This window comes from Enterobacter sp. E14S (assembly GCF_055666685.1).
In genome coordinates, this window is sequence record NZ_JBVODQ010000014.1 from 24,437 (window position 1) to 46,978 (window position 22,542).

Sequence of the window (22,542 nt, forward strand, 5' to 3'; positions counted from 1 at the left end):
CACTTATTCTTCATTTTTCTCTTTTGGCAAAAGTATTCAGCGACATGAAAAAACAAAGGAACGTTAACTTATTGTTGATGCTGGTGTTACTGGTGGCCGTCGGTCAGATGGCGCAAACCATCTACATTCCGGCGATTGCCGACATGGCAAAGGAATTGAACGTCCGCGAGGGTGCGGTGCAGAGCGTGATGGCAGCCTACCTGCTGACCTATGGCGTTTCGCAGCTCTTCTACGGCCCGCTGTCTGACCGCGTCGGGCGTCGCCCGGTGATCCTGGTGGGCATGAGCATTTTCATGGTGGCGACGGTGATTGCCATTACCACGCACAGCCTGACCGTACTGATTGCCGCCAGCGCCCTGCAGGGCGTCGGGACCGGCGTCGGTGGGGTGATGGCACGAACCTTACCGCGCGATATGTATCAGGGCACCCAGCTCCGTCATGCCAACAGCTTGTTGAATATGGGTATTCTGGTCAGCCCGCTTCTCGCCCCGCTGATTGGCGGCCTGCTGGACACAATGTGGTCCTGGCGAGCCTGCTACGCCTTCTTGCTGGTGCTCTGCGTGATTGTCACCTTCAGCATGGCGCGCTGGATGCCGGAAACGCGCCCGCAGGACGCACCGCGCACGAAGCTTATCACCAGCTATAAAACGCTGTTCGGCAACGGGTCGTTTACCTGCTACCTGCTGATGCTGATCGGCGGCCTGGCGGGTATCGCGGTGTTTGAAGCCTGCTCCGGCGTGCTGCTGGGCGCGGGGCTTGGCCTGAGCAGCATGGTCGTGAGTATTCTGTTTATTCTGCCGATCCCGGCAGCGTTCTTCGGCGCGTGGTTTGCCGGACGCCCAAATAAACGCTTCTCCACCCTGATGTGGCAGTCGGTGATCAGCTGTCTGCTGGCGGGTCTGATGATGTGGATACCGGGGCTGTTTGGCGTGATGACGGTCTGGACGCTGCTCATCCCGGCAGCGCTGTTCTTCTTCGGCGCGGGGATGCTGTTCCCGCTGGCGACCAGCGGCGCGATGGAGCCGTTCCCGTTCCTCGCAGGCACGGCTGGCGCGCTGGTAGGCGGTTTGCAGAATATCGGCTCCGGCGCGCTGGCCTGGCTCTCGGCCATGATGCCGCAGACCGGGCAGGCTAGTTTGGGCCTGCTGATGACGCTGATGGGGCTGCTGATTTTACTGTGCTGGCTGCCGCTGGCGTCGCGCGTTCCGCATCACGAGCAGCCGGTTTAAGCGCATGATGGCCCGGCTTCTCGCCGGGCTTTTCACAGGCAGGCGTTATCATCGCCTGCAGTAAGGGCTCTGGCGCAGGCCGCCAGGCCCCCTCTTCCCCGTCGTAAAACTGGAAATCCGCGTTAAGCGCATACGGGATTTTCGCTTTTTGCAGTTCGCAGGCCATAAAGGTGGCGAAGGCCATTTGCGAAGCGGTTGGCGTGAGGTGGTTTGACTCTCCCACGCCCCAGCCCCCGACCCAGCTAACGTGACCGGTTTTTTGCTGCCAGTGCAGGGCGGTATTGATGCGATTATGGATAGCCGCTTTCTCCGCCGCCGTGCCGGACGTCCACGGGTATTTACCACCATTTTTCAGCGGCCCCCACGGGAAAATATGCCACTCCGCCAGCAGGTAGTTTTGGCTGTGCGCGGGCAGCTTCAGGCTGGATAAATCCTCCGGCGCGGCGCGCAGGCGTGGCGCAATAAAGATCATGCGCTGCGGGTCCATGTCGTGGATCGCTTTAATGGTTTTTTCATACACGCGGTTTAGCGACGCGAGGTTGTGGTTAAGCTTGTCGGCAGGCTCATAAATGAGATCAAAACCCAGCAGCGGATAGCTCTGACCGAAATAGTGCGCCACGGCAATCCACCAGTTAATCGTCTCTTTCTCGTTATCGGCTTTCGGGTCGTTTTTATATTCATCAGCCTGATAAGCGATAATCGGGATCACGCCATACTGATCGCAGGCTTCCACCAGCTTGCGCAGGTGGATGAGCCGCGCTTCCGTCGGCTCATCGGCGACGCGAATGCGCACGTGGGTAATGCCTTTTGCACGAAAATCGCGCACCACCAGCGGGTCGAATTCGCGTATGCCGCGCTCGGTGCGCGCCCAGTCCACATCCATCCCGACGCCCAGCTGCTGCGCATAACGGGCAGCCGTCAGCGGCGGCTCAGCGGCAATCGCCCAGCCGGAAGAGATCAGTAATGCACAGGCAATAAAAGGCTTTAACACGGTTTACCCTGGATAAATCGAAAGCATTACCTGTATTTAGCACGCTTTTTCACATTTCGTGTAGAGCGAAAGCGTAATAATTCTTCAACCTGCCAGTTCTTTCAGCCAGCCGATAAAGGCGTCTATTTTCGGCCACTGCCGGCCAGAAAGCGTCGAGACATAGTAGTGCTGATGACATTTCAGGGTCTTGTCACCAAACGGAGCGATCAGCTCGCCCCGTTCAAGCCGTTTTTGCACCAGCCGCTTTCTGCCTATCGCGACGCCTACATGATTGATGGCCGCAATAATCGCTAAGTCGGAACGATCGAAACCAATGCCCGACGATGGCGGCATATTCACCGAAAAGTGTTGCGCCCAGCTCAGCCACTCATCCGTACCGGAATCGTTGCTCCAGGCCTGACGGTCGTGCAGCAGCGTGCAGTGGCTGAGGTTATCGGGGTTTTTCAGCAGTTCATGCTCGCGGGCATACTGCGGCGAGCAGACGGGCAAAATCTCCTCGTCCATCAGGAAGTGATGAGAGAGGTGGTTTGGCGGCGTATCGTCGAAATAGAGCGCCAGATCGACGCCCGTTCGCTGCATATTAACGTAATCATTGCCGGTCAGGATGGTGAGTGAAATCGACGGATAGCGGCGGGTAAAGTCCCCCAGCATGGGCACCAGCCAGCACTGGGCGATCGACGGCCGGGAGTAGACCGTCAGCGTGCCGGACAGCGCCTGGTTTTTGATGTCCAGGATCTCCTGATTCAGGGTGTCGAGGGACGACTTAAGCGTCCAGTAAACGCGCTTTCCCTCCTGCGTCAGCTCAACTTTACGGTGCGAGCGGACGAACAGCTGAATGCCCAGCTCCTCTTCCAGCAGGTTGATGCGGTGGCTCACCGCGCTTGGGCTGAGCGACAGCTCCTCCGCCGCCAGGGCGAAGGACTCATGCCGGGCGGCCACTTCAAAGGTGAACATTTTCGACAGCTGCCAGCCGTTTAACAGCCGGTTTCTGGCTTCATTCGCATCGGTCATCACAATTCTCACGCGGGTTTTCTGCGCTCAGCATACCGCTCAAGGGTGAATTTATGTGAACCTAATACGAATTAAGTGCGATTTTTAGACCGCAGTCACTCAGTTGATCCAATCTGGCTCACCTGAACGCTAATTTATATCGTTTGTCAGCCCACGCCGTTTTTTCGTCCAATACCCACAGATGACATAAGGGTGAGGTGAGATATGGGATCTCAGGTCTGGGTTGTGGCAACGCTGCTGGTCAGCATTGTGTTGATTGTTTTAACCATCGTTAAGCTGAAGTTTCACCCGTTCCTCGCGCTGCTGCTGGCGAGCTTTTTCGTCGGCGCGATGATGGGGATGAGCCCGCTGGATATGGTTAACGCCATTGAGAGCGGAATTGGCGGTACGCTGGGCTTCCTGGCGGCGGTGATTGGTCTGGGCACCATTCTCGGCAAAATGATGGAAGTCTCCGGCGCGGCAGAGCGCATCGGGATCGCGTTGCAGCGCTGCCGCTGGCTATCCGCAGACGTGATTATGGTGCTGGTGGGCCTTATCTGCGGGATCACGCTGTTCGTGGAGGTGGGCGTGGTACTGCTGATCCCGCTGGCGTTTTCCATCGCCAAAAAGACCAACACGTCGCTGCTCAAGCTGGCCATTCCGCTCTGTACCGCGCTGATGGCGGTGCACTGCGTGGTGCCTCCGCATCCGGCCGCGCTGTTTGTGACCAATAAATTAGGCGCGGACGTCGGAACAGTCATTGTCTACGGTTTGATGGTGGGCCTGATGGCCTCGCTGGTCGGCGGCCCGCTGTTCCTGAAACTGCTCGGCAACCGTCTGCCGTTTAAACCGGTTCCGGCGGAATTTTCAGACCTGAAGGTGCGGGAAGAGCACACCCTGCCGTCGCTGGGCGCCACGCTGTTCACGGTGCTGCTGCCGATTGCCCTGATGCTGGTGAAAACCATTGCCGAGCTGAATATGGCAAAAGAAGGCACGCTGTATACGCTGCTGGAGTTTATCGGCAACCCGATCACCGCCATGTTTATCGCCGTGTTTGTCGCCTACTACCTGCTGGGGATCCGCCAGCATATGGGCATGGGCACGATGCTGACGCATACCGAGCACGGCTTCGGCTCTATCGCCAACATTTTGCTGATTATCGGCGCGGGCGGCGCGTTTAACGCCATCCTGAAAACCAGCGGGCTGGCGGACTCGCTGGCGCATATTCTCTCGAACCTGCACATGCACCCTATCCTGCTCGCCTGGCTGGTGGCGCTGGTGCTGCACGCCGCCGTAGGCTCCGCGACGGTGGCGATGATGGGTGCCACGGCGATCGTCGCGCCGATGCTGCCGCTCTATCCGAACGTGAGCCCGGAGATCATCACCATTGCCATCGGTTCCGGCGCCATTGGCTGCACGATCGTGACCGATTCCCTCTTCTGGCTGGTGAAGCAATACTGCGGCGCGACCCTGAATGAGACCTTCAAATACTATACGACGGCGACGTTTATCGCCTCGGTGCTTGCACTTGGCGGCACATTCCTGCTTTCCTTCATTATCTGAGCGCGAAGAGACGTATTATGGAAAACGCAACTATCACTACATTAACCGCACAGTTTCCTCTGGTTGAGGATCTGATTGCCCTGAAAGAAACCACCTGGCTTAACCCGCACACCACGACGCTTGCAGAAGGGTTGCCCTATGTCGGGCTGACCAAAGCCGACGTGGACGACGCCCACGCGCGCCTCAACCGCTTCGCGCCGTACCTGGCGAAAGCCTTCCCGGAAACCGCGGCAACGGGCGGGATTATCGAATCCGAACTGGTTGCGATCCCGGCGATGCAAAAGCGGCTGGAGCGAGAAACTGGTAAGCCTATTCCCGGCACGCTGCTGCTGAAAAAAGACAGCCATCTGCCGATTTCCGGCTCGATTAAAGCGCGCGGCGGCATCTATGAGGTGCTGACCCATGCGGAAAAACTGGCGCTGGAAGCCGGGTTGCTGAGCATCGACGACGACTACAGCATTCTGCTGGAGCCGCGCTTTAAGGACTTCTTCAGCCAGTACAGCATTGCGGTAGGCTCAACCGGCAACCTCGGGATGTCCATCGGCATTATGAGCGCACGCATCGGCTTTAAGGTGACGGTGCATATGTCCGCCGACGCCCGCGAGTGGAAGAAAGCCAAACTGCGCAGCCACGGCGTCATCGTCGTGGAATATGAGCAGGATTACGGCGTGGCGGTGGAGCAGGGACGAAAAGCGGCGGAAAGCGATCCGAACTGTTTCTTCATTGACGATGAAAACTCCCGCACCCTTTTCCTGGGCTACGCCGTTGCAGGCGAGCGGCTGAAGGCGCAGTTTGCCGAACAGGGCCGCGTGGTGGATGCGGACCATCCTCTGTACGTTTACCTGCCGTGCGGCGTCGGCGGTGGCCCCGGCGGCGTGGCGTTTGGCCTGAAGCTGGCCTTTGGCGATAACGTCCACTGCTTCTTCGCGGAGCCAACGCACTCCCCGTGCATGCTGCTTGGCGTCTACACCGGCCTGCATGATGAGATCGCGGTGCAGGACCTGGGCATTGATAACGTCACGGCGGCGGACGGTCTGGCGGTAGGACGCGCCTCCGGCTTCGTGGGCCGCGCGATGGAGCGCCTGCTCGACGGGTTCTACACCCTTTCCGACCAGAGCATGTATGACATGCTCGGCTGGCTCGCGCAGGAGGAAGGGATCCGCCTGGAGCCGTCGGCGCTGGCGGGCATGGCCGGGCCGGTGCGCGTTCATTCGCATACCAACGTTACCCACCTGGTGTGGGCGACCGGCGGCGGGATGGTGCCGGAAGACGAGATGGCGAAGTATTTAGCACAAGGCCGTTAATCGTAGGTCCGGTAAGGCGTAGCCGCCACCGGGCTTACAGGCTCAAAATTTGCTGAATATGGGTTATCGCAAACAGCAGCGACAGCGAGAGAACAGCGAGCGCGATCAGGAACTTATCCCGCACCGCTTTCGGCTGTACAAAATCGTTCTGCGCCACGTCCATCAGGTTACGGCTGCGGGTATAGCGCCATAAAATGATGGCCACCAGCGCCAGCACAACAATAGAAATCCAGAACGGCACTCCCGTGCGGTGCCAGTTGTGCTTAATCGCCAGGGCAATCAGCGCGCCATACCCCAGCAGCGTGCGCAGCCAGGCCAGCGACGTCCGCTCCGGCTGCAGGCCGGGGTCCGCTTCGCGCCGCGCTTTGCGGCTATCCGCCATAGAACACCAACACCATCACCACGCCCGCCACCGTCAGCAGAATCGTGCTGACGATCAGCAGCCCGCGCGTATAGGGCAGATCCTGCTTCAGGCGCATCGCCTTCTCATTGCGCAGCCAGCGCAGGTAGCCGTAAATCGCCAGCACGCCCGCAAACAGGCACAGCAGCAGCGCCAGCACTTCGCGAATCAGCGGCGTGGCGAAATCCGGCGCGAGCTGATCGAGACCCACTCCTGCGGCAAGAAAGCCCAGCGCGGTGCGGATCCACGCTAAAAAAGTGCGTTCATTGGCCAGAGAAAAGCGGTAGTCCGGCGCTTCGCCGAGGCGGGAAATTTTCATGAAGGTTCCTTGTCGTGCTCCAGGCAGGCTTCAGCATAGCGTAAATCGACAAGGACAAGGAGACCGGCATCGGGCGATGCCGGTCAGGACGATTAGTGCAGCTCTGGCCAGTAGTCCTTATTGGCCTCGATCAGGTCATCCAGAATCGCTTTCGCGACGGACGCGCTCGGCACGGTTTTCGACAGGGTGATCGCCTGCCAGAGTTTCTGGTACGAGCGCTGCTCCCAGGCATCCACCACCAGTTTTTCCACCGCCACCTGCTGGCTCATCAGCCCTTTCTGGAAGTGTGGAATATCGCCCACCGTAAGCGGTTCCGGCCCGTTATGGCCTACCAGGCACGGGATCTCCACCATCGCGTCGGCATCGAAGTTATGGATGGCCCCGTTGTTTGGCACAATCAGCAGCATCCGCTCCTGGGTGTTGAAGGCAATCGCCGTTGCCAGATCGACGATGTACGACGCATGTTCGTCGATTTCCAGCTCACCGGCGGCGGAGTGACCGGCTTCGATAATTGCCCGGCAGGCGCTGAACACGTGCTTTTCACGGTGATCCATCACCTCATTGGCGCGGGTGCGTTCCGGGTTCGAGTGCGCGACCACGTAGTCCGGGAACAGGTAATACTTCAGGTAGGTGTTCGGCATGGTATCCGGATCCAGCGCCTGCACGTCTCTGGCTTTGGCAAAGGTATCGTTCCAGCTCGCTTCGGTATGCGCATCTTCCGAAGGCGGAACATAGCCGTTTTTCGCCACGTATTCGCGCAGTTTCGGCATCAGATCGTTGCCGTTGAGATCTTCAATCGACGTCCACCAGCCGAAGTGGTTCAGGCCGTAGTAGCGCACGCGCATCTCTTTGCGGCTTTTCAGGCCGACAATCTGCGCCATGCGCCCTTCAATGCCGATCGGCATATCGCAGATGTTGAGGATTTTGGCGTTCGGACGCAGGCGACGCGTGGCTTCCGCAACAATTGCCGCCGGGTTGGAGTAATTCAGCATCCACGCGTTCGGGGAGTACTGCTGCATATAATCCACCAGCTCCAGCACGCCGCCGATAGAGCGCATGCCGTAGGAGATGCCGCCCGGTCCGCAGGTTTCCTGGCCCAGCACGCCGTGGCGCAGCGGGATTTTTTCATCTTTTTCACGCATCGGGTATTTGCCCACGCGGATATGCGCCATCACGAAATCCACGTCGGTAAACGCCGCTTTAGGGTCGGTGGTGTAGCTGAATTCAATCTCCGGCGCCTGCTCCCTGAGGATGATTTTGCACGCTTCGGCGATGGTTTCCTGACGTGCGCCGTCGTTGTCATAGAACTTCAGCGCGCGCAGCGGGAAACGGTCACGGTTGGCTAACAGCATCAGGACGATACCAGGCGTAAAGGTGCTGCCGCCGCCTGCAATGACAACTGAGAATTTTTTCATGATATAGCCTCTGTCAGGGTGGTTTGTTCATTTGATAAAGGGGTTTTCATCAGCGATTCCAGCTGGTCGCGCACCTGAGGAACGTGCAGGCCGACAATCACCTGAATGCCGTTGCCGCGTCGCACCACGCCGTGGGCGCCGAGGGCTTTGAAGACGTCATCGCTTTGGGTTTTGGCCATATCCACCAGCGCAATGCGCAAGCGGGTGGCGCAGTTGTTGATGCTTTCGATGTTGGCCGCGCCGCCGAGCGCCTGCAGGAACCCGGCGGCCTGCCCTACCTGCTGGCTGGCCGCCGCCGGGGCGCTGGTTTGCCCGCGCGCTGCCTTATAGTCGGCCTTGCTGTAGAGTTTGATTTCGCTCTCTTCCCGGCCCGGCGTTTTCAGGTTCAGACGTTCGATCAGCGTTTTGAAGACCACGAAGTAAATCCCGGTGAAGCAGACGCCAATGCCGATCTGGGTGAATACCGTCGAGGCGTGGTTGTGGAACATTGGGATCCAGTTTTGCGGCAGGAACTGGTCCAGCAGGCCGCCGCCCATGTTCCCGACCACGCCAAAGGCGTACATCACCGTTGCCATAGTCGCCGCCAGCACCGCATGGACGGCAAACAGCAGCGGCGAGATAAACAGGAAGGTGAACTCAAGCGGTTCAGTGATGCCCACCAGCACGGCGGTGAGCGTGGCCGGGATCAGCAGCCCCGCCACCTTGACGCGGTTTTCCGGCGACGCGGTGTACCAGATCGCCAGCGCAATCCCGACCGAGCCAAACACTTTTGAGTTGCCGTGCAGCGCGAATCCGCCTTCCGGGAAGAGGGTTTTCAGCGGCAGGGTGCTCTGGCTGAATTCCTGCAGGTGCTGTGCCCAGTAGACCTGAATGCCGCCTTCTACCGCCGCCGGGCCGAAGATGAACGGACCGTAGACGAAGTGGTGCAATCCGGTTGGGATCAGAATGCGTTCCAGGAAGGTATACACCCACACGCCCAGCGCACCGGCGGAGCGCAGGAACGCCTGCAGGGACTCGATGCCCATCTGCACTTTCGGCCAGCCCAGCAGCGTCAGCCAGGCGCAGGGGATCATGACGAAGAACGCGAGGATAACGACAAACGAGCTGCCCTGGAAAATCCCCAGAAACACCGGCAGCGGCTTGTCGAAGTAGCGGTTGTGGATAGCGGTGACGATGCCTGAGATCACAATGGCACCGATGATGCTGGTATCGAGCGTTTTGATCCCGGCAATCATCGCCAGCCCGCTTCCGGCCGTCGGTTCGGCGGAGAAGTCGACGCCGAAGAAGTGGCCCCAGGTCATCCCCATCGCGTTAATAAAGTAGTTCCAGGTCAGGAAGCTAATCAGCACCGCAAGACAGGCGCGGCCCTGCGCCTGCTTCGCCAGGCCAATCGGTAAGCCAACGGCAAAAATCAGCGGCATATTGCGAAACACCGCCCAGCCGCCCTCTTCAATGATGTGGACAATCTGCGCGAAAAGATGATCGGGGGTCGTTAAGGCTTCGCCGACAAACAGCGGGTTGCGAAGCATGATGGCGATTCCCACCACGATCCCGGCGAACGGAAACAGCAACACCGGGGTAAACATGGCACCGCCAAAACGTTGTATTTGACTGAGCATTTTTAAATCCTCATGAAACAACCTGTAGGGGTAGAGGCCTTTATGGTTTTTTGCTGGCCTGAGGTGAGCATAAGAAGTTACTGATGCGCGAACATGGCGTGCCGCTGCGATTCGTGATCGCATTCATGGTTTTATTTTGACCAATCAGGTCTACTTTTTGCGGTAAATATGGACATGTCAGAACGCAATCCACGCCCTGATAACGGCAGAGAGGTCTACTGGTGATCTACAAATCTATTGCTGACAGATTGCGGCTGCGGCTGAATTCGTCGGCCTACAACATCGGCAGCCCGCTGCCCGGCGAAAAAGCGCTTGCGCAGGAGTTCGGCGTGGCGCGAATGACCATCCGCAAGGCGCTGGATCTGCTGGTGAGCTGGGGGCTGGTTGAGCGTCGACACGGCAGCGGAACCTTTGTCTCGCGCAAAGACGTTCACCACGAAACCACCAACCTGACCGGGCTGGTGGAGGTGCTGCGTCAGCAGGGAAAAGAGGTGCAGAGTAAGGTCTTACAGTTTGAAGTGATGCCCGCCCCGCCCGCCATCGCCAGCCAGCTGCGGATTCAGGTGGATGAGCGGATCTACTTTTCCCGACGGGTGCGCTACGTGGACGGAAAGCCGCTGATGCTGGAGGACAGCTTTATGCCGGTGAAGCTGTTCCGCAATCTGTCGCTGGCGCATCTTGAGGGGTCTAAGTTTGATTACATCGAGAAGGAGTGCGGGATCACCATCAGCGGCAACTACGAGAGCCTGACGCCGGTGCTGGCAGATAAAACGCTGGCCGGTTATATGAACCTGCCGGAACAGACACCGCTGCTGCGAATTACCTCTCTCTCCTACAGCGACAGCGGCGAGTTCCTCAATTATTCCGTGATGTTCCGAAATACCAGTGATTACCAGGTGGACTACCATCTGCGGCGCATCCACCCGGATGACCTGCTAGCTCATCCCCCAGAACAGCACCGCCAGTAGCTGCGGGGTGATGATGCGCAGGAACATCACCAGCGGATAGACGGTGGCATAGGAGAGCGCGGCCGCACCGCTGGTGGCGTGCAGGTTGTTGGCAAAAGCCAGCGCGGGCGGATCGGTCATGGAGCCCGCCAGCATGCCGCACAGCGTCAGGTAGTTCATTTTGGCGAACATCCGCGCCAGTATTCCCACCGTCAGCAGCGGGATCGCCGTGATAAAGATGCCGTAGCCAACCCAGCTCATCCCTTCGCCCTTGACCAGGGTATCGACAAAATCCCCGCCGGACTTCAGCCCGACCACCGCCAGGAACAGCACGATACCCAGCTCGCGCAGCGCCAGGTTGGCGCTCGGCGGCATAAACCAGTAGAGCTTCCCGATACAGCCGATACGCCCGAGGATCAGCGCCATAATCAGCGGCCCGCCCGCCAGGCCCAGCTTGAGCGCCACCGGGAAGCCCGGCACGTACACCGGAATGGAGCCGAGCAGCACGCCGAGCCCGATACCGATAAACACCGGCAGCATCTGCACCTGCTGCAGCTTTTGCTGGGCGTTACCCACCATATCCGCCACGGCGTCGATGGACGACGGGCGCCCGACCAGGTTGAGGATATCCCCGAACTGCAGGCTGGCTTCCGGGCTGGCGACCAGCTCGACACCCGCACGGTTAAGGCGAGAGATCACTACGTCGTAGCGCTCTTTTACCTGCAGATCGCGGATTTTCTTGCCAAGAACGTGCTCGTTAGTCACCACAACGCGTTCCACGCGCATATCGGTGCCGCGGGTTGAGAGCGAGGTATCCACTTCCTGACCAATCACCAGCCGCGCGTTGTTTAAATCTCCGGGCTGGCCGACCAGGTGCAGCAGATCGCCCTGCTGAATGACGGTGCCGGGGGCGGGCACCATCAGCATATCGTCACGCTTGAGGCGGGAGCAGATGATATTGGCGCTGTTGAGGATCGGCACGTCCTGAATCGCCATATTGTTCAGGTTGGGGTTATCGACCCGAATGTTGATGGTTTTAATTGGCATATGGCCGTTGGTGAGGGTGGTTTCGTGGTCCTTCGCCTCTTTGTCGACGTTAATGCGAAACAGGACGCGGACCAGCCACATGGAAAGCAGAATGCCGCAAATGCCAAACGGATAGGCCATGGCGTAGCTCATCCCCATCTGGTCGACAATGCCGGGTTCGATACCCAAATCGCGCAGGATTTGCTGCCCGGCACCGAGCGCAGGCGTGTTGGTAACCGCCCCGGAGAAAATGCCCAGCACCACGGGGAGCGGGATATCGAAGATTTTGTGCAGAATTGCGGTGACCAGCCCGCCCATTACCACAATGCCAAGGGCAAACAGGTTGAGCCGTAAACCGGAAACCCGAAGTGAGGCGAAAAAGCCCGGTCCCACCTGAATACCGATGGTATAAACGAAGAGGATCAGGCCGAACTCCTGAGTAAAGTGGAGCATTTCGGCGCTGAGGACCAGCCCGAGCTTGTCGGCGAAGTGCCCGACAAAAATGCCGCCAAACAGTACCCCGCCTATCCCAAACCCGACGCCACGGATTTTGATATTACCTATCCACAGGCCAACAACAGCGACCAGGGCCAACACGCTGACGGTTAACGCGATATCACTCATGACCCACTTCCTTATCATAACCTTAGTTATGCTAAGGATTCTCTCAGAGCCGGGGGCGGTTGTATGGGCGATGGCGCACAAAAAAGCCCTGCCGGGGCAGGGCTTTATCTTTTCACCCTCTCCCTGTGGGAGAGGGCCGGGGTGAGGGCATCAGCCCGCAAACTATTAGCTATTCAACGCAGGCCGCTCGCTAATGGCGATACGCTGCGGCGCGATGGCTTCCGGCACGTTGCGGATCAGGTCGATATGCAGCAGACCGTTGCTAAACGTTGCGCCGGACACTTCCATATGGTCTGCCAGGGTAAAGCTCAGGTTAAACGGCTGATTAACCAGCCCCTGATGCAGCCATTTGGTCTCGGTCTCTTGTTTTTCCGGCGACCCCTTCACGGTCAGGCGAGTGCCTTCAAGCTGGATGTCCAGATCGTCCTGGCGGAAACCGGCCAGCGCAAGGGTAATGCGATAGTGGTTATCGTCGCTCTTTTCGATGTTGTACGGCGGAAACGTCTGTTGCTCGGTGGTGCTTTGCAGGGCGTTAGCCAGTTTGTCAAAACCAATCCACTGACGCAGCAGGGGGGATAAATCATAGTTACGCATACTAAATCTCCTTCTGAGAAGCGAGTTCGGCACAGTCTAATTTTGTGCGCAGTTGTTCCTGCAAATCCTGATGGATTCACATATGCTCCCGTTACGGCAAGCAAGTCCGGGTGGGCCGCTCACGCGACCCGCGTAATTAGTTAATTTCGATACGGCGCGGTTTTTTCTCTTCCGGAATCACACGTTCCAGTTCGATAAACAGCAGGCCGTTGACCAGGTTCGCGCCTTTAACGTGAATGTTCTCGGCTAACTGGAACTTGCGTTCAAAGTTGCGCTCGGCGATGCCCTGATAAAGGTAGGTACGTTCTTTCTGCTCGGCCGTATGGGAACCTTTCACCACCAGCAGGTTGTCCTGCGCGGTGATCTCCAGTTCGTTTTCTGCAAAACCGGCGACGGCAATGGCGATGCGGTAGTGGTTTTCGTCAACCAGCTCAACATTGTATGGAGGGTAGCCGTTGCTCTGGCTTTGGTTATTTTCTAAATGGTTAAACAGGCGGTCAAAACCAATTGCAGAACGGTATAGCGGAGAAAGATCGAAGTTACGCATAAATAAAACTCCTGAAATCAGCGAGAAATTGTAGCCTTCCACCATGGACAGGCCTTTGCGCCCCCGAACACCCATCAGGCGAGTTCGTTATCGGGCCACATTCTTAAAATGGGTCTGCAATCGGGCTTTTCAAGAACGACAGCTGCACTTTTTTTTGCACTTTCCTGCATCTCGCTTAGACTGGGACAACAGCACAAAGGGTTAAATTGCGATGGCTGCCACAGTGCGGGGTTATCGGGCTATCCATTTTGGATAAGGCTCGCTATAACCCAGAGTTGCAGGTCTATGCAGTGCCATTAACGATGACTGAGTGATGATGAAAAATGTTCTGATAAAGCTGACGACGTTCAGCGGGGTAGTTTTACTTTGCGGGTGTTCGAGCGTGATGTCTCACACCGGCGGTAAAGAAGGAACATATCCGGGGACGCGCGCCAGCGCGGCGATGCTCTCCGATGACGATACAAACTGGGGCACCAAATCCCTGGTCATCCTGGATATGCCGTTTACGGCCGTGGCGGATACGCTTCTGCTGCCGTGGGATATGTTTCGTAAGGATAACTCCGTGCGCTCGCGGGTAGAGAAAAGCGAGCAGGAAAATCTGGCGACAAACGCCGTCATCCCGCCCGCTGACATGCCTCCACGCTAGTACTGCGCGGTTTCCGTTACCCAAAGCTGACGGAAACCGGCTGCCTCTTCCATCCACGCAATAACGCGCCCGTCAGGGGAAAACACGACCGCATCAGCAGACGGTGGGTTGCCATGATCGGACGTCAAAAACGTCACCTCTCCGGTCCGTGCGTCGCAGCAGGCGATCCGATTTTCGAGCACAAACCCCAGACTGCCGCCCGCAGGATGCCAGTTAAATGCTGACTGAATATCGCTACCGGTACGCGTCAACTGGCGCGGCTCGCCGCCCTCAGGAGAGATCAGCCACAGCTGCACAATGCCGTTATCATCCCGCATCAGAAACGCAATCTGCGTCCCCTGCGGGTTGCTGCGAACCCAGTGACGCGGCACGTTCACCAGGCCCGGGTACGCCCTCTGATGCGTAAAGGTCAAACGACGCTGCTTCACACCCGCAGGTGGCGCTGGCAGGGTCTCCGTCGTGCCCTGTAGCGGCGCATCGCCCGCACGCTTCCAGCCCTGCTCGTCTTTCGGCAGGTCGACGATAAACAGTTCGGGTACTTTTTCGCCCTGCGCGGAGAGGATATCGCCGATAAACGCCAGCCTGTCGTTGCCCACCCAGCCCTCTTCGTAAGCGCGGTTGATTTCATCGCTGCCCGGCCGAGGGTTGGGCGTGGTACGGCTAACCAGCACGCTCCAGAAGGTTCCCGAATATTCACGGGGATGGTTCCCCTGCGGATTCACCGGGCCATAAGGCGCAGCCACGCCGACGTTGCGTAAATCGAGTTTAGGATCGCGCTCGTGCAGGACATGGTCGTTATAGGTAAAGCTGACGAGCTGCCCGTTCGGGCTGAAGACATGGACGTGGCTGCCGCCGCGCAGCGCGCCTGCGGTGTAAGGCGCGGTGATATCCATCGCGTCCAGGTTGCTCACCTGACCGTTTTGCACAATCACTCCCTGGCGATGATGAAAATCGTAATGCCAGTCGGCATCCGGGTTTTTCGGGCCGTGGATAAAAACATATTTATCTTCTGCAGGATGAACGGTCACCACGCCGACGTGCGCGCCATCGGTGGCGCGATAAATCACCTCTACCTCACCCGTACCGACATTGACCCGCTCGATGGTTTCACCGGTGAACGACGCACCGGACGGGCGCACGTCGTAGACCAGCCACTGGCTGTCCGACGTCCAGGTATTAATGTTGGTCAGCTGGTGGTTGCGGGAAGCGAAGGTGATTTGTTTCATGAGGATACCCTGATGCACGGTGAGTGCATCAGGGTAAAACATCCGCAGGGATTAGCCTACTCGTTTCACATCACCCACCAGCAGGATGTAGGAGAGTGCCCCGATCAGCGCCACGGCAGAAATATAGACCAGCGCCGGGCCGAAGCCGTAGTCCTGCGCCAGGTAGCCGATGACCAGCGGTACGGTGATCCCGCCCAGCCCGCCGATAAAGTTGAACACGCCGCCGGTCAGGCCAATCAGCCGCATCGGCGCAAGGGACGACACCAGCGACCAGGTGATAGAGGCGAAACCGTTACCGAAGAACGCCACCGCCATCAGGGTCATAATCCACACCGGATCGTTGGTGTAGTTGGCACCCATGATGCAGGTTGAGATCAGCAAGCCGCAGATGATCGGCGTTTTACGCGCCACGCCCAGCGAGTAGCCTTTTTTCACCAGCTTATCGGCCAGCCAGCCGGAGAGCAGCACGCCGAAGAACGCCGCGAGAAACGGCACGGTGGTCATAAAGCCCGCCTTCAGTGCCGTGATCCCTTTCTCCTGGGTCAGGTAGTTCGGGAACCAGGTGAGGAAGAACCACAGCGTGGAGGTCACCGCGAACTGGCCCAGATAAACACCCACCAGCTTATGATGGAAGACCAGCTTCCAGTCCGCTTTGGTCAGCGGCTGGCGCGCCTCTTTTTTCACCGGTGCATCGCCGTCCACCAGGCCACCGCCGTCACGGATGTAGTCCAGCTCGGCTTTAGTGATGCTTTTGGTCAGACGCGGCGGCTGGTAAACCTTGAACCAGATTAGCGACCAGATAATGCCAATCCCACCCGTGACGATGAATACCCAGTGCCAGCTCAGCAGCTCCTGGATCCAGATCAACAGCGGCGTCAGAAACGCCAGGCCAACGAACTGTCCGGAGGTGTAAAAGCCGACGGCTGACGCACGCTCGTGTTCCGGGAACCAGCTGGTCACCATGCGGTTGTTGGTGGGAAACGCGGGCGCTTCGAAAATACCGGTGATGGCGCGCAGGCCAATCAGCGACATCAGCCCGGTCGCGAAGCCCTGGAACAGGGTCGCCACGGACCAGCCGAAAATGGCGATAAAGTAGGTCAAACGTGAGCCCACGCGGTCAAGGAACCAGCCGCCCGGTATCTGACATAAAGTATACAGCCAGGCAAACGCTGAGAAGACGTAGCCCATTTCCGCTTTGGTGATGCCAAACTCTGCCTGAATATGGGCCGATGCCACGGCAAGGTTGGCGCGGTCGACATAGCAAATGACCACGGTAATAAAGATCATGATTAGCGTCAGGTAGCGGCGACGCCCGGTTTTTGCAGCAGTAACTGGAATATCCATCGCAATCTGTCTCCAGATTTTGGGCATAGCGAAGCCGCTCACCATGCCCTGTAATTTACAGAGGGTGTATTTGGTTTTTTTAATTAAAAACGTAAACAGAATGCGCTAAATAATTCGTGCTGGGGGAAGGCGGCAAGTTTTCGCATCCCCGGGAGCATACAAAAGTATGTGACCGGGGTAAGAAAACGCAGCCAACGCATCACCAGCGCGAAGTATGACGCGCATTTACCATTCGGCTACGCTGCCGTCCTCATGACGCCACAGCGGGTTACGCCAGTCCGGCGCACATTTACTCAGCTCAATGACTTTGGCTTCGTCTATTTCCACGCCAAGGCCCGGCTTCGTTAACGGTTTAAAGAAACCGCCTTCCATGCAGAAGTCTTCTTTATTTTTCACAAAATCGAGCAGTTCCGCACCCTTGTTATAGTGAATCCCCATGCTCTGTTCCTGGAACACCGCATTGCGGGAGACGAAGTCGACGTGCAGGCAGGCCGCCAGCGCGATTGGGCCGAGCGGGCAGTGCGGTGCCAGCGCCACGTCGTAAGCTTCGGCCATCCCGGCGATTTTGTAGCATTCAGTTATGCCGCCCGCGTGAGAAAGGTCCGGCTGCAGGATGGCAATACCGCCCGCTTCGAGCACGCGTTTAAACTCGAAGCGCGAGAACATACGTTCACCCGCCGCGATAGGAATGTGGGTCTGTTCAGCCAGCTTCGGGTAGTACTCTGCCTGCTCGGCCAGCACCGGCTCTTCGATAAACAGCGGACGATACGGCTCCAGTTCTTTAATTAGCACTTTGGCCATCGGCGCGCTGACGCGGCCGTGGAAGTCCAGACCAAACTCAATCTCGTTGCCGAAGGCTTCACGGATTTGCGCCACGGTGTTCACCGCGCGATCCACCGCACGCGAGCTGTCGATAATGCCCATCTCTTCGCAGCCGTTGAGCTTGAAGGTGTCAAAGCCGATGTTGCGCAGCTGCGTGATGCCATCAATCACTTCCGCAGGACGGTCACCGCCGACCCAGCTGTAGGCTTTGATTTTGTCGCGCACCAGGCCGCCCATCAATTGCCAGACCGGCGCGTTCAGCACTTTGCCTTTGATATCCCACAGCGCCTGGTCGATGCCGGCGATGGCGCTCATCAGGATCGGCCCCCCGCGGTAGAAGCCCGCGCGGTACATCACCTGCCAAAGGTCGTTAATGCGCGCAGGATCCTGACCAATCAGGTATTCCCCCAGCTCGTGCACCGCGGCTTCTACGGTACGCGCCCGCCCTTCAATCACCGGTTCGCCCCAGCCCACAACCCCTTCATCGGTTTCGATTTTCAGGAACATCCAGCGCGGGGGTAAACGGTACGTGGTGAGTTTGGTTATTTTCATTTCACTGCCTCTCGATACGCTTTCACAAATGCTACCGCCTGCTGTGCGGTACGCTCCACGGACTGTCCGGCACGATAAAGATCGCTGCCCAGCCCCGCGCCCACACAGCCAGCGCTGATCCACTGGCCCAGGTTTTCTGGCGTTACGCCGCCCACGGCAAAGACCGGCACGCTGGCGGGCAATACCGCTTTCAGCGCTTTGATGTAGTCCGGACCAAAAGCCGATGACGGGAAAATTTTGAGCGACTGTGCGCCTGCATCGAGGGCAGTAAAGGCTTCCGTAGCGGTAGCGCAGCCCGGGCAGACGGTCATGCCGTGCCCCACCGCGCGGCGGATCACCTCAGGCTGAATGTTGGGCGTGACGATAAGCTTGCAGCCCATTTTCGCCAGTTCATCCACCTGCTCAGGCCGTAACACGGTGCCTGCGCCAATCAGCGCCCTATCGCCGAAGGCCTCCACCACGGCCGGAATGCTTTTTTCCCACTCGGGCGAGTTAAGCGGTATTTCCACCGCGTCGAACCCGGCGTCGATAACCGCGCCGACGTGGGCTAACGCCTCATCGGGCGTGATGCCGCGCAAAATCGCGATAAGGGGAAGATCAGTTTGCCACTGCATGAGCGATGCTCCTTATTCCTGCCTGAAATGCCGTGTCGCCGGATAGCGTTGAAACGTTACGCCCCACGGCGCGAAACGCCTGCTCGTAGCGCGACGTCAGCGATGCGCCTGCGACAATGGTGATGGCCTGCTCGTGCGCGATGAAATCACGCATGCTGGCGACCTCAGCGCCAATCAGCAGGCCGGAAAGAAACTCGCTGACCTGCTCGCGCGGGAGATTTCCCAGCACGTGCGAGGCGCGAACTTCAAAAAGGTGCGGCAAAACATCAGGAGAAGCGATCCCACGTTCAAGCCCGGCAGCAAACGCCTCTGCCGAGGCTTCCTGCTCAGGCAAACCGGCCCCGACCAGCGAATGGTTGAGCAGCAAATGGTGCAGCTCGCCGGTCATCACGGTGCGAAAGTCGTGGATTTGCTCAGCGTCAGCCTGGACCCACTTGCAGTGCGTGCCGGGCATGACGTAGACAGAAGAAGGAGAAAGCGCGCGCGCGCCAAGCAGCTGCGTCTCTTCGCCGCGCATCACGTTGTGGTTGTCGTCGCGAGAAACGCACAAGCCGGGAATAATCCAGATATTGTCGCCAACGGACGTTAACTGCTCGCCAATCGCGGAGAAATGGGCGGGAACCGGCAAATAAGGGGCGATTTTCCACCCTACGTTGCTGCCTACCATACCCGCCATCACTACCGGCGTGGCGCTGTCGCGCCAGCGTTGTGTGATCTCTGCTAACACCGCCTCGGGGGATTTACCGTTCAGGCGCGTCACGCCTGCTTCTGATTGCCTGCTTTCCAGGCACTGCTCGCCCTGATACAGCCAGGCGCGCAGATTGGTCGATCCCCAGTCAATTGCGATGTAGCGAGATGTCATGTGATTTCCTTCAGCCTTCGTGTCGAGCTGGCAATCATGGTAAGTGCCGCCTGCTCTGCCGCATCGCCGTCCTGATGCCGTATCGCATCGAACAGCGCTTTATGTTCCTGGAGCGTTTTCGGCATATTGGCCTCATCGCCCATCCAGGTGCGTTCAAATACTGCTCGCTGTAGCGAGCTGATCGCTACGCTAAGCTGCTGTAATACCGGGTTATGCACCGACTGCAGGACCGCTTCGTGGTAGCGAATATCTGCCTCGTTAAACGCCTCCCGGTTCTGGTTATTGGCGATCATGTCGTTTAAAGCCGACTCGATCTGGGCCAAATCGCCGGAAGTTGCGCGTTCCGCCGCCCAGCGAGCGATGGCCGGTTCAACCAGGTTTCGGACTTCGCTCATCGCGCCGATAAGCCGTGGGTCGTAGTCGTTTTCCAGCACCCACTGCAGCACGTCGGTATCGAGATAGTTCCACTGGTTACGCGGGGCAACAAACGCGCCGCGATAGCGCTTCATTTCAATCAGCCGCTTCGCCATCAGCGAGCGGAATACTTCCCGGATGATGTTGCGCGAGGTTTCAAACTCCTCACACAGTTCGGCCTCTGCCGGCAGCGGCGAACCGGGAACGTATTTGCCACCCACAATCTGTGTACCCAGCGTGATGACGATGCGATCGGTTTTATTGAGTGTCATGGAGAGTCCTTGTGCTCTGTATGTCCATCACTACTTTACCGCGACCGCTGAATTTCACCTCAATTTTGCAGTACAAACGTGAGGGAGTTCGTCTTTGCCATGGCTGTAATGTAGTACAATCATTTAATGTTGTACTACAATCAAGATCACAAAAAGAACAATTCAATAAATTCAGCACAAAAAAAAGCCCCGGTTGATAACCGAGGCTGATGATTAAAAATAAGCGTTACTGCAGCACAAACTTCTCGATCGCGTAAGCAACGCCGTCTTCCAGGTTGGATTTGGTCACGAAGTTGGCCACTTCTTTCACGGATGGAATGGCGTTATCCATCGCCACGCCCATACCGGCGAATTCGATCATCGCGATGTCATTTTCCTGGTCGCCCAGCGCCATGATCTCTTCCTGTTTAATGCCCAGCGCATCGGCCAGTGATTTGACACCGGTGCCTTTATTGACGCGTTTATCGAGGATTTCGAGGAAGTACGGCGCACTTTTCAGCACGGTGTACTTCTCTTTTACCTCCGCCGGAATGCGCGCAATCGCTTTATCCAGGATCTCCGGCTCGTCGATCATCATCACTTTCAGGAACTGCGTCGCCGGGTCCATTTTCTCCGCTTCACAGAACACCAGCGGAATGGTCGCAACGTAGGATTCATGTACCGTGTAGTAGCTGATATCGCGGTTGGCGGTATAGAGCGTATTGCGATCGAGCGCGTGGAAGTGGGAACCCACTTCACGAGACAGTTTTTCCAGGAACAGATAGTCATCGTAGCTCAGCGCGGTTTGCGCAACCGTACTGCCGTCAGCGGCTTTCTGCACCAGCGCGCCGTTATAGGTGATGCAGTAGTCGCCCGGCTGATTCATGTGCAGCTCTTTCAGGTAGCTGTGTACGCCCGCATACGGACGCCCCGTGGTCAGGACCACATTCACGCCCTTTGCGCGCGCCGCGGCGATCGCGTTTTTAACGGCTGGAGAGATGGTGTGATCTGGCAGCAGCAGCGTGCCGTCCATGTCGATTGCAATGAGTTTGATAGCCATGAGTTCCCCGGAATAAATGAGTGCTGCCTCATGCTAACGCGATTAAGCACACAAAAATAGAGCTACATTGCGCAACAGGAATGCCCCTTTTACGTTTATTCCGGGGAACAAAGGCTTACTCGCGGGTGAGAACTATTTTACCGAACGCGCCGCGATCGAGGTGTTCAAACGCCTGTTCAAGCTCGTTAAAACGGTAGCGATGTTCGATCACCGGCTTCAGCCCCGTGACGTCAACTGCGCGGACAAAATCTTCCAGCGCCCGGCGATGCCCCACGCCAATCCCCTGAATGACGGGGGATTTCAGCAGCAGTTCGCCAGCAGAGAGCGTAATCTCCGTCCCGGCCAGCACGCCAATGACGGAGATACGTCCGTGAACGGCAACGGCGCGCAGGGAATGCTTCAGGTTCTCTCCGCCTACGGTTTCAATAATATGGTCGATGCCGCGATCCTGCGTGAGCGCCAGCGTATTTTCCGCCCAGTCGCCTTTCAGACGGTTGATGCCCTGGCTGGCTCCCAGCTTTTTGGCCAGCGCCAGCTTTTCATCACTCCCCGAGGTGACAAAAACCTCCGCCCCGTGCGCTTTTGCGATTTGCAGGGCGAATATCGCCACGCCGCCCGTGCCCTGCACCAGCACCGATTGACCGGCGCGCAGCTGGCCACGTTCCACCAGCGCAAACCAGGCGGTGAGCCCTGCGCAGGGCAGCGTGCTGGCCTCGGCGTCATCCAGAGTTTCCGGGGAGGCCACCAGCGCGCCTTCATTCACAATCACATACTCGGACAGCATGCCCTGAAAGTATCCGCCGGACGTTTTATAGGGCAGATTGCGCGCGTCCGCCTGCGGCTTACCGTCGATCCACTCAGGGAAGAAGGTTGAGATGACGCGCGCGCCGGGCTGGAAGCGCGTAACGCCTTCACCAATGCTGTCCACCACGCCCGCCATGTCTGACGCCGGGGTAAACGGGAAGGAAAGCGAGATCGGCATTGTGCCTTCAACAACCATTTTATCGCGATAGTTAAGCGCAACGGCATTCACCCTTACGCGCACTTCACCCGGGCCTGGCTGTGGAACGGGCGCCTGAATCAGCCTGAGGTTCTCGCGCCCGAGGGCATCCATGGACCAGCGTTGCATTGTCTCTGTCATTTAATTTCTCCTGCCATCAGATGAGCTTTAGTCCTGACAGTC

Annotated in this window: 22 protein-coding genes and 1 other annotated feature; of the genes, 5 read left to right on the plus strand and 17 right to left on the minus strand. The window is 58.0% G+C overall.

What is annotated here, in order from left to right; all coding sequences use genetic code 11:
- Positions 1-44 precede the first annotated feature (44 nt).
- Positions 45-1,229 carry a multidrug efflux MFS transporter EmrD gene (emrD, locus tag ACZ6J2_RS20345; RefSeq protein WP_029741426.1) on the plus strand — a complete coding sequence of 395 codons (1,185 nt, stop codon included), beginning with the start codon at positions 45-47 and terminating at the stop codon, positions 1,227-1,229.
- Here the strand turns inward: emrD and ACZ6J2_RS20350 are convergent.
- Complete coding sequence (locus ACZ6J2_RS20350) at positions 1,132-2,220, minus strand: cellulase family glycosylhydrolase (RefSeq protein WP_471726538.1); 1,089 nt, start codon at positions 2,218-2,220, stop codon at positions 1,132-1,134. The genes emrD and ACZ6J2_RS20350 overlap by 98 nt on opposite strands.
- Positions 2,221-2,304: 84 nt before the next feature.
- Entirely contained in the window at positions 2,305-3,231 is a 927-nt protein-coding gene (gene dsdC, locus ACZ6J2_RS20355; protein WP_471726539.1) for a DNA-binding transcriptional regulator DsdC, read from the minus strand.
- 204 nt (positions 3,232-3,435) lie between these two features.
- On the opposite strand from dsdC, the gene dsdX reads away from it, so the two are divergent.
- Both dsdX and dsdA read left to right on the plus strand, forming a co-directional pair.
- Positions 3,436-4,773: a D-serine transporter DsdX gene (gene dsdX / locus ACZ6J2_RS20360; protein WP_023309824.1), complete on the plus strand. Its 1,338-nt coding sequence runs from the start codon at positions 3,436-3,438 to the stop codon at positions 4,771-4,773.
- A gap of 17 nt (positions 4,774-4,790) precedes the next feature.
- A complete protein-coding gene (gene dsdA, locus ACZ6J2_RS20365; protein WP_471726540.1) occupies positions 4,791-6,077 on the plus strand; it encodes a D-serine ammonia-lyase in 1,287 nt (428 codons plus the stop codon).
- 34 nt (positions 6,078-6,111) lie between these two features.
- On the opposite strand, the gene ACZ6J2_RS20370 is transcribed toward dsdA, so the two are convergent.
- The 4 genes from ACZ6J2_RS20370 to ACZ6J2_RS20385 form a co-directional block, all read right to left on the minus strand.
- Positions 6,112-6,459, minus strand: a complete 348-nt coding sequence (locus tag ACZ6J2_RS20370; protein WP_224979753.1) for a DUF202 domain-containing protein — start codon at positions 6,457-6,459, stop codon at positions 6,112-6,114.
- A complete protein-coding gene (locus ACZ6J2_RS20375; protein ID WP_023333944.1) occupies positions 6,449-6,796 on the minus strand; it encodes a YidH family protein in 348 nt (115 codons plus the stop codon). The genes ACZ6J2_RS20370 and ACZ6J2_RS20375 overlap by 11 nt, the downstream gene beginning before the upstream one ends.
- A 92-nt stretch (positions 6,797-6,888) precedes the next feature.
- A complete protein-coding gene (locus tag ACZ6J2_RS20380) occupies positions 6,889-8,211 on the minus strand; it encodes a 6-phospho-alpha-glucosidase (RefSeq protein WP_471726541.1) in 1,323 nt (440 codons plus the stop codon).
- Complete coding sequence (locus ACZ6J2_RS20385; RefSeq protein WP_471726542.1) at positions 8,208-9,830, minus strand: alpha-glucoside-specific PTS transporter subunit IIBC; 1,623 nt, start codon at positions 9,828-9,830, stop codon at positions 8,208-8,210. Before ACZ6J2_RS20385 ends, ACZ6J2_RS20380 begins: the two co-directional genes overlap by 4 nt.
- A 221-nt stretch (positions 9,831-10,051) precedes the next feature.
- Here ACZ6J2_RS20385 and ACZ6J2_RS20390 point away from each other — a divergent pair, with 221 nt between their 5' ends.
- Complete coding sequence (locus tag ACZ6J2_RS20390; protein ID WP_224979754.1) at positions 10,052-10,798, plus strand: GntR family transcriptional regulator; 747 nt, start codon at positions 10,052-10,054, stop codon at positions 10,796-10,798.
- Here the strand turns inward: ACZ6J2_RS20390 and ACZ6J2_RS20395 are convergent.
- The 3 genes from ACZ6J2_RS20395 to ibpA all read right to left on the minus strand — a co-directional run bounded on the left by ACZ6J2_RS20395 (position 10,766) and on the right by ibpA (position 13,568).
- Positions 10,766-12,427 (minus strand): putative transporter, encoded by a 1,662-nt coding sequence (locus ACZ6J2_RS20395; RefSeq protein WP_032662051.1) that lies wholly within the window; start codon positions 12,425-12,427, stop codon positions 10,766-10,768. The two genes, ACZ6J2_RS20390 and ACZ6J2_RS20395, sit on opposite strands and share 33 nt — an antisense overlap.
- 165 nt (positions 12,428-12,592) lie before the next feature.
- Complete coding sequence (gene ibpB, locus ACZ6J2_RS20400; RefSeq protein ID WP_471726543.1) at positions 12,593-13,021, minus strand: small heat shock chaperone IbpB; 429 nt, start codon at positions 13,019-13,021, stop codon at positions 12,593-12,595.
- 136 nt (positions 13,022-13,157) lie between these two features.
- A complete protein-coding gene (gene ibpA / locus ACZ6J2_RS20405; RefSeq protein ID WP_008500162.1) occupies positions 13,158-13,568 on the minus strand; it encodes a small heat shock chaperone IbpA in 411 nt (136 codons plus the stop codon).
- Positions 13,562-13,633, minus strand: a sequence feature (ROSE (Repression Of Heat Shock gene Expression) occurs in the 5'-region of heat shock genes and acts as an RNA thermometer to modulate expression.). It overlaps the preceding gene by 7 nt.
- Positions 13,634-13,881: 248 nt before the next feature.
- Here ibpA and ACZ6J2_RS20410 point away from each other — a divergent pair.
- The gene (locus tag ACZ6J2_RS20410; RefSeq protein WP_039260364.1) at positions 13,882-14,214 is read left to right on the plus strand and encodes a YceK/YidQ family lipoprotein; all 333 of its coding nucleotides are present in this window, start codon (positions 13,882-13,884) and stop codon (positions 14,212-14,214) included.
- Here the strand turns inward: ACZ6J2_RS20410 and ACZ6J2_RS20415 are convergent.
- The 8 genes from ACZ6J2_RS20415 to ACZ6J2_RS20450 all read right to left on the minus strand — a co-directional run bounded on the left by ACZ6J2_RS20415 (position 14,211) and on the right by ACZ6J2_RS20450 (position 22,500).
- The gene (locus ACZ6J2_RS20415) at positions 14,211-15,440 is read right to left on the minus strand and encodes a DUF3748 domain-containing protein (RefSeq protein WP_471726544.1); all 1,230 of its coding nucleotides are present in this window, start codon (positions 15,438-15,440) and stop codon (positions 14,211-14,213) included. The genes ACZ6J2_RS20410 and ACZ6J2_RS20415 overlap by 4 nt on opposite strands.
- Before the next feature lie 51 nt (positions 15,441-15,491).
- Entirely contained in the window at positions 15,492-16,829 is a 1,338-nt protein-coding gene (locus ACZ6J2_RS20420; RefSeq protein WP_471726545.1) for an MFS transporter, read from the minus strand.
- A gap of 180 nt (positions 16,830-17,009) precedes the next feature.
- On the minus strand, positions 17,010-18,158 hold the full coding sequence (dgoD, locus tag ACZ6J2_RS20425; protein WP_471726546.1) for a galactonate dehydratase: 1,149 nt from the start codon (positions 18,156-18,158) through the stop codon (positions 17,010-17,012).
- A complete protein-coding gene (locus ACZ6J2_RS20430; RefSeq protein WP_471726547.1) occupies positions 18,155-18,772 on the minus strand; it encodes a 2-dehydro-3-deoxy-6-phosphogalactonate aldolase in 618 nt (205 codons plus the stop codon). Before ACZ6J2_RS20430 ends, dgoD begins: the two co-directional genes overlap by 4 nt.
- Entirely contained in the window at positions 18,756-19,634 is an 879-nt protein-coding gene (locus ACZ6J2_RS20435; protein WP_471726548.1) for a 2-dehydro-3-deoxygalactonokinase, read from the minus strand. The genes ACZ6J2_RS20430 and ACZ6J2_RS20435 overlap by 17 nt, the downstream gene beginning before the upstream one ends.
- Positions 19,631-20,320 carry a D-galactonate utilization transcriptional regulator DgoR gene (gene dgoR, locus ACZ6J2_RS20440; RefSeq protein WP_003861109.1) on the minus strand — a complete coding sequence of 230 codons (690 nt, stop codon included), beginning with the start codon at positions 20,318-20,320 and terminating at the stop codon, positions 19,631-19,633. Before dgoR ends, ACZ6J2_RS20435 begins: the two co-directional genes overlap by 4 nt.
- 226 nt (positions 20,321-20,546) lie before the next feature.
- Positions 20,547-21,359, minus strand: coding sequence for a sugar-phosphatase (gene yidA / locus ACZ6J2_RS20445; protein WP_023309809.1), 813 nt, complete (start codon positions 21,357-21,359; stop codon positions 20,547-20,549).
- Between the two features lie 115 nt (positions 21,360-21,474).
- Positions 21,475-22,500, minus strand: coding sequence for a zinc-dependent alcohol dehydrogenase family protein (locus ACZ6J2_RS20450; protein ID WP_471726549.1), 1,026 nt, complete (start codon positions 22,498-22,500; stop codon positions 21,475-21,477).
- Positions 22,501-22,542: the final 42 nt, after the last annotated feature.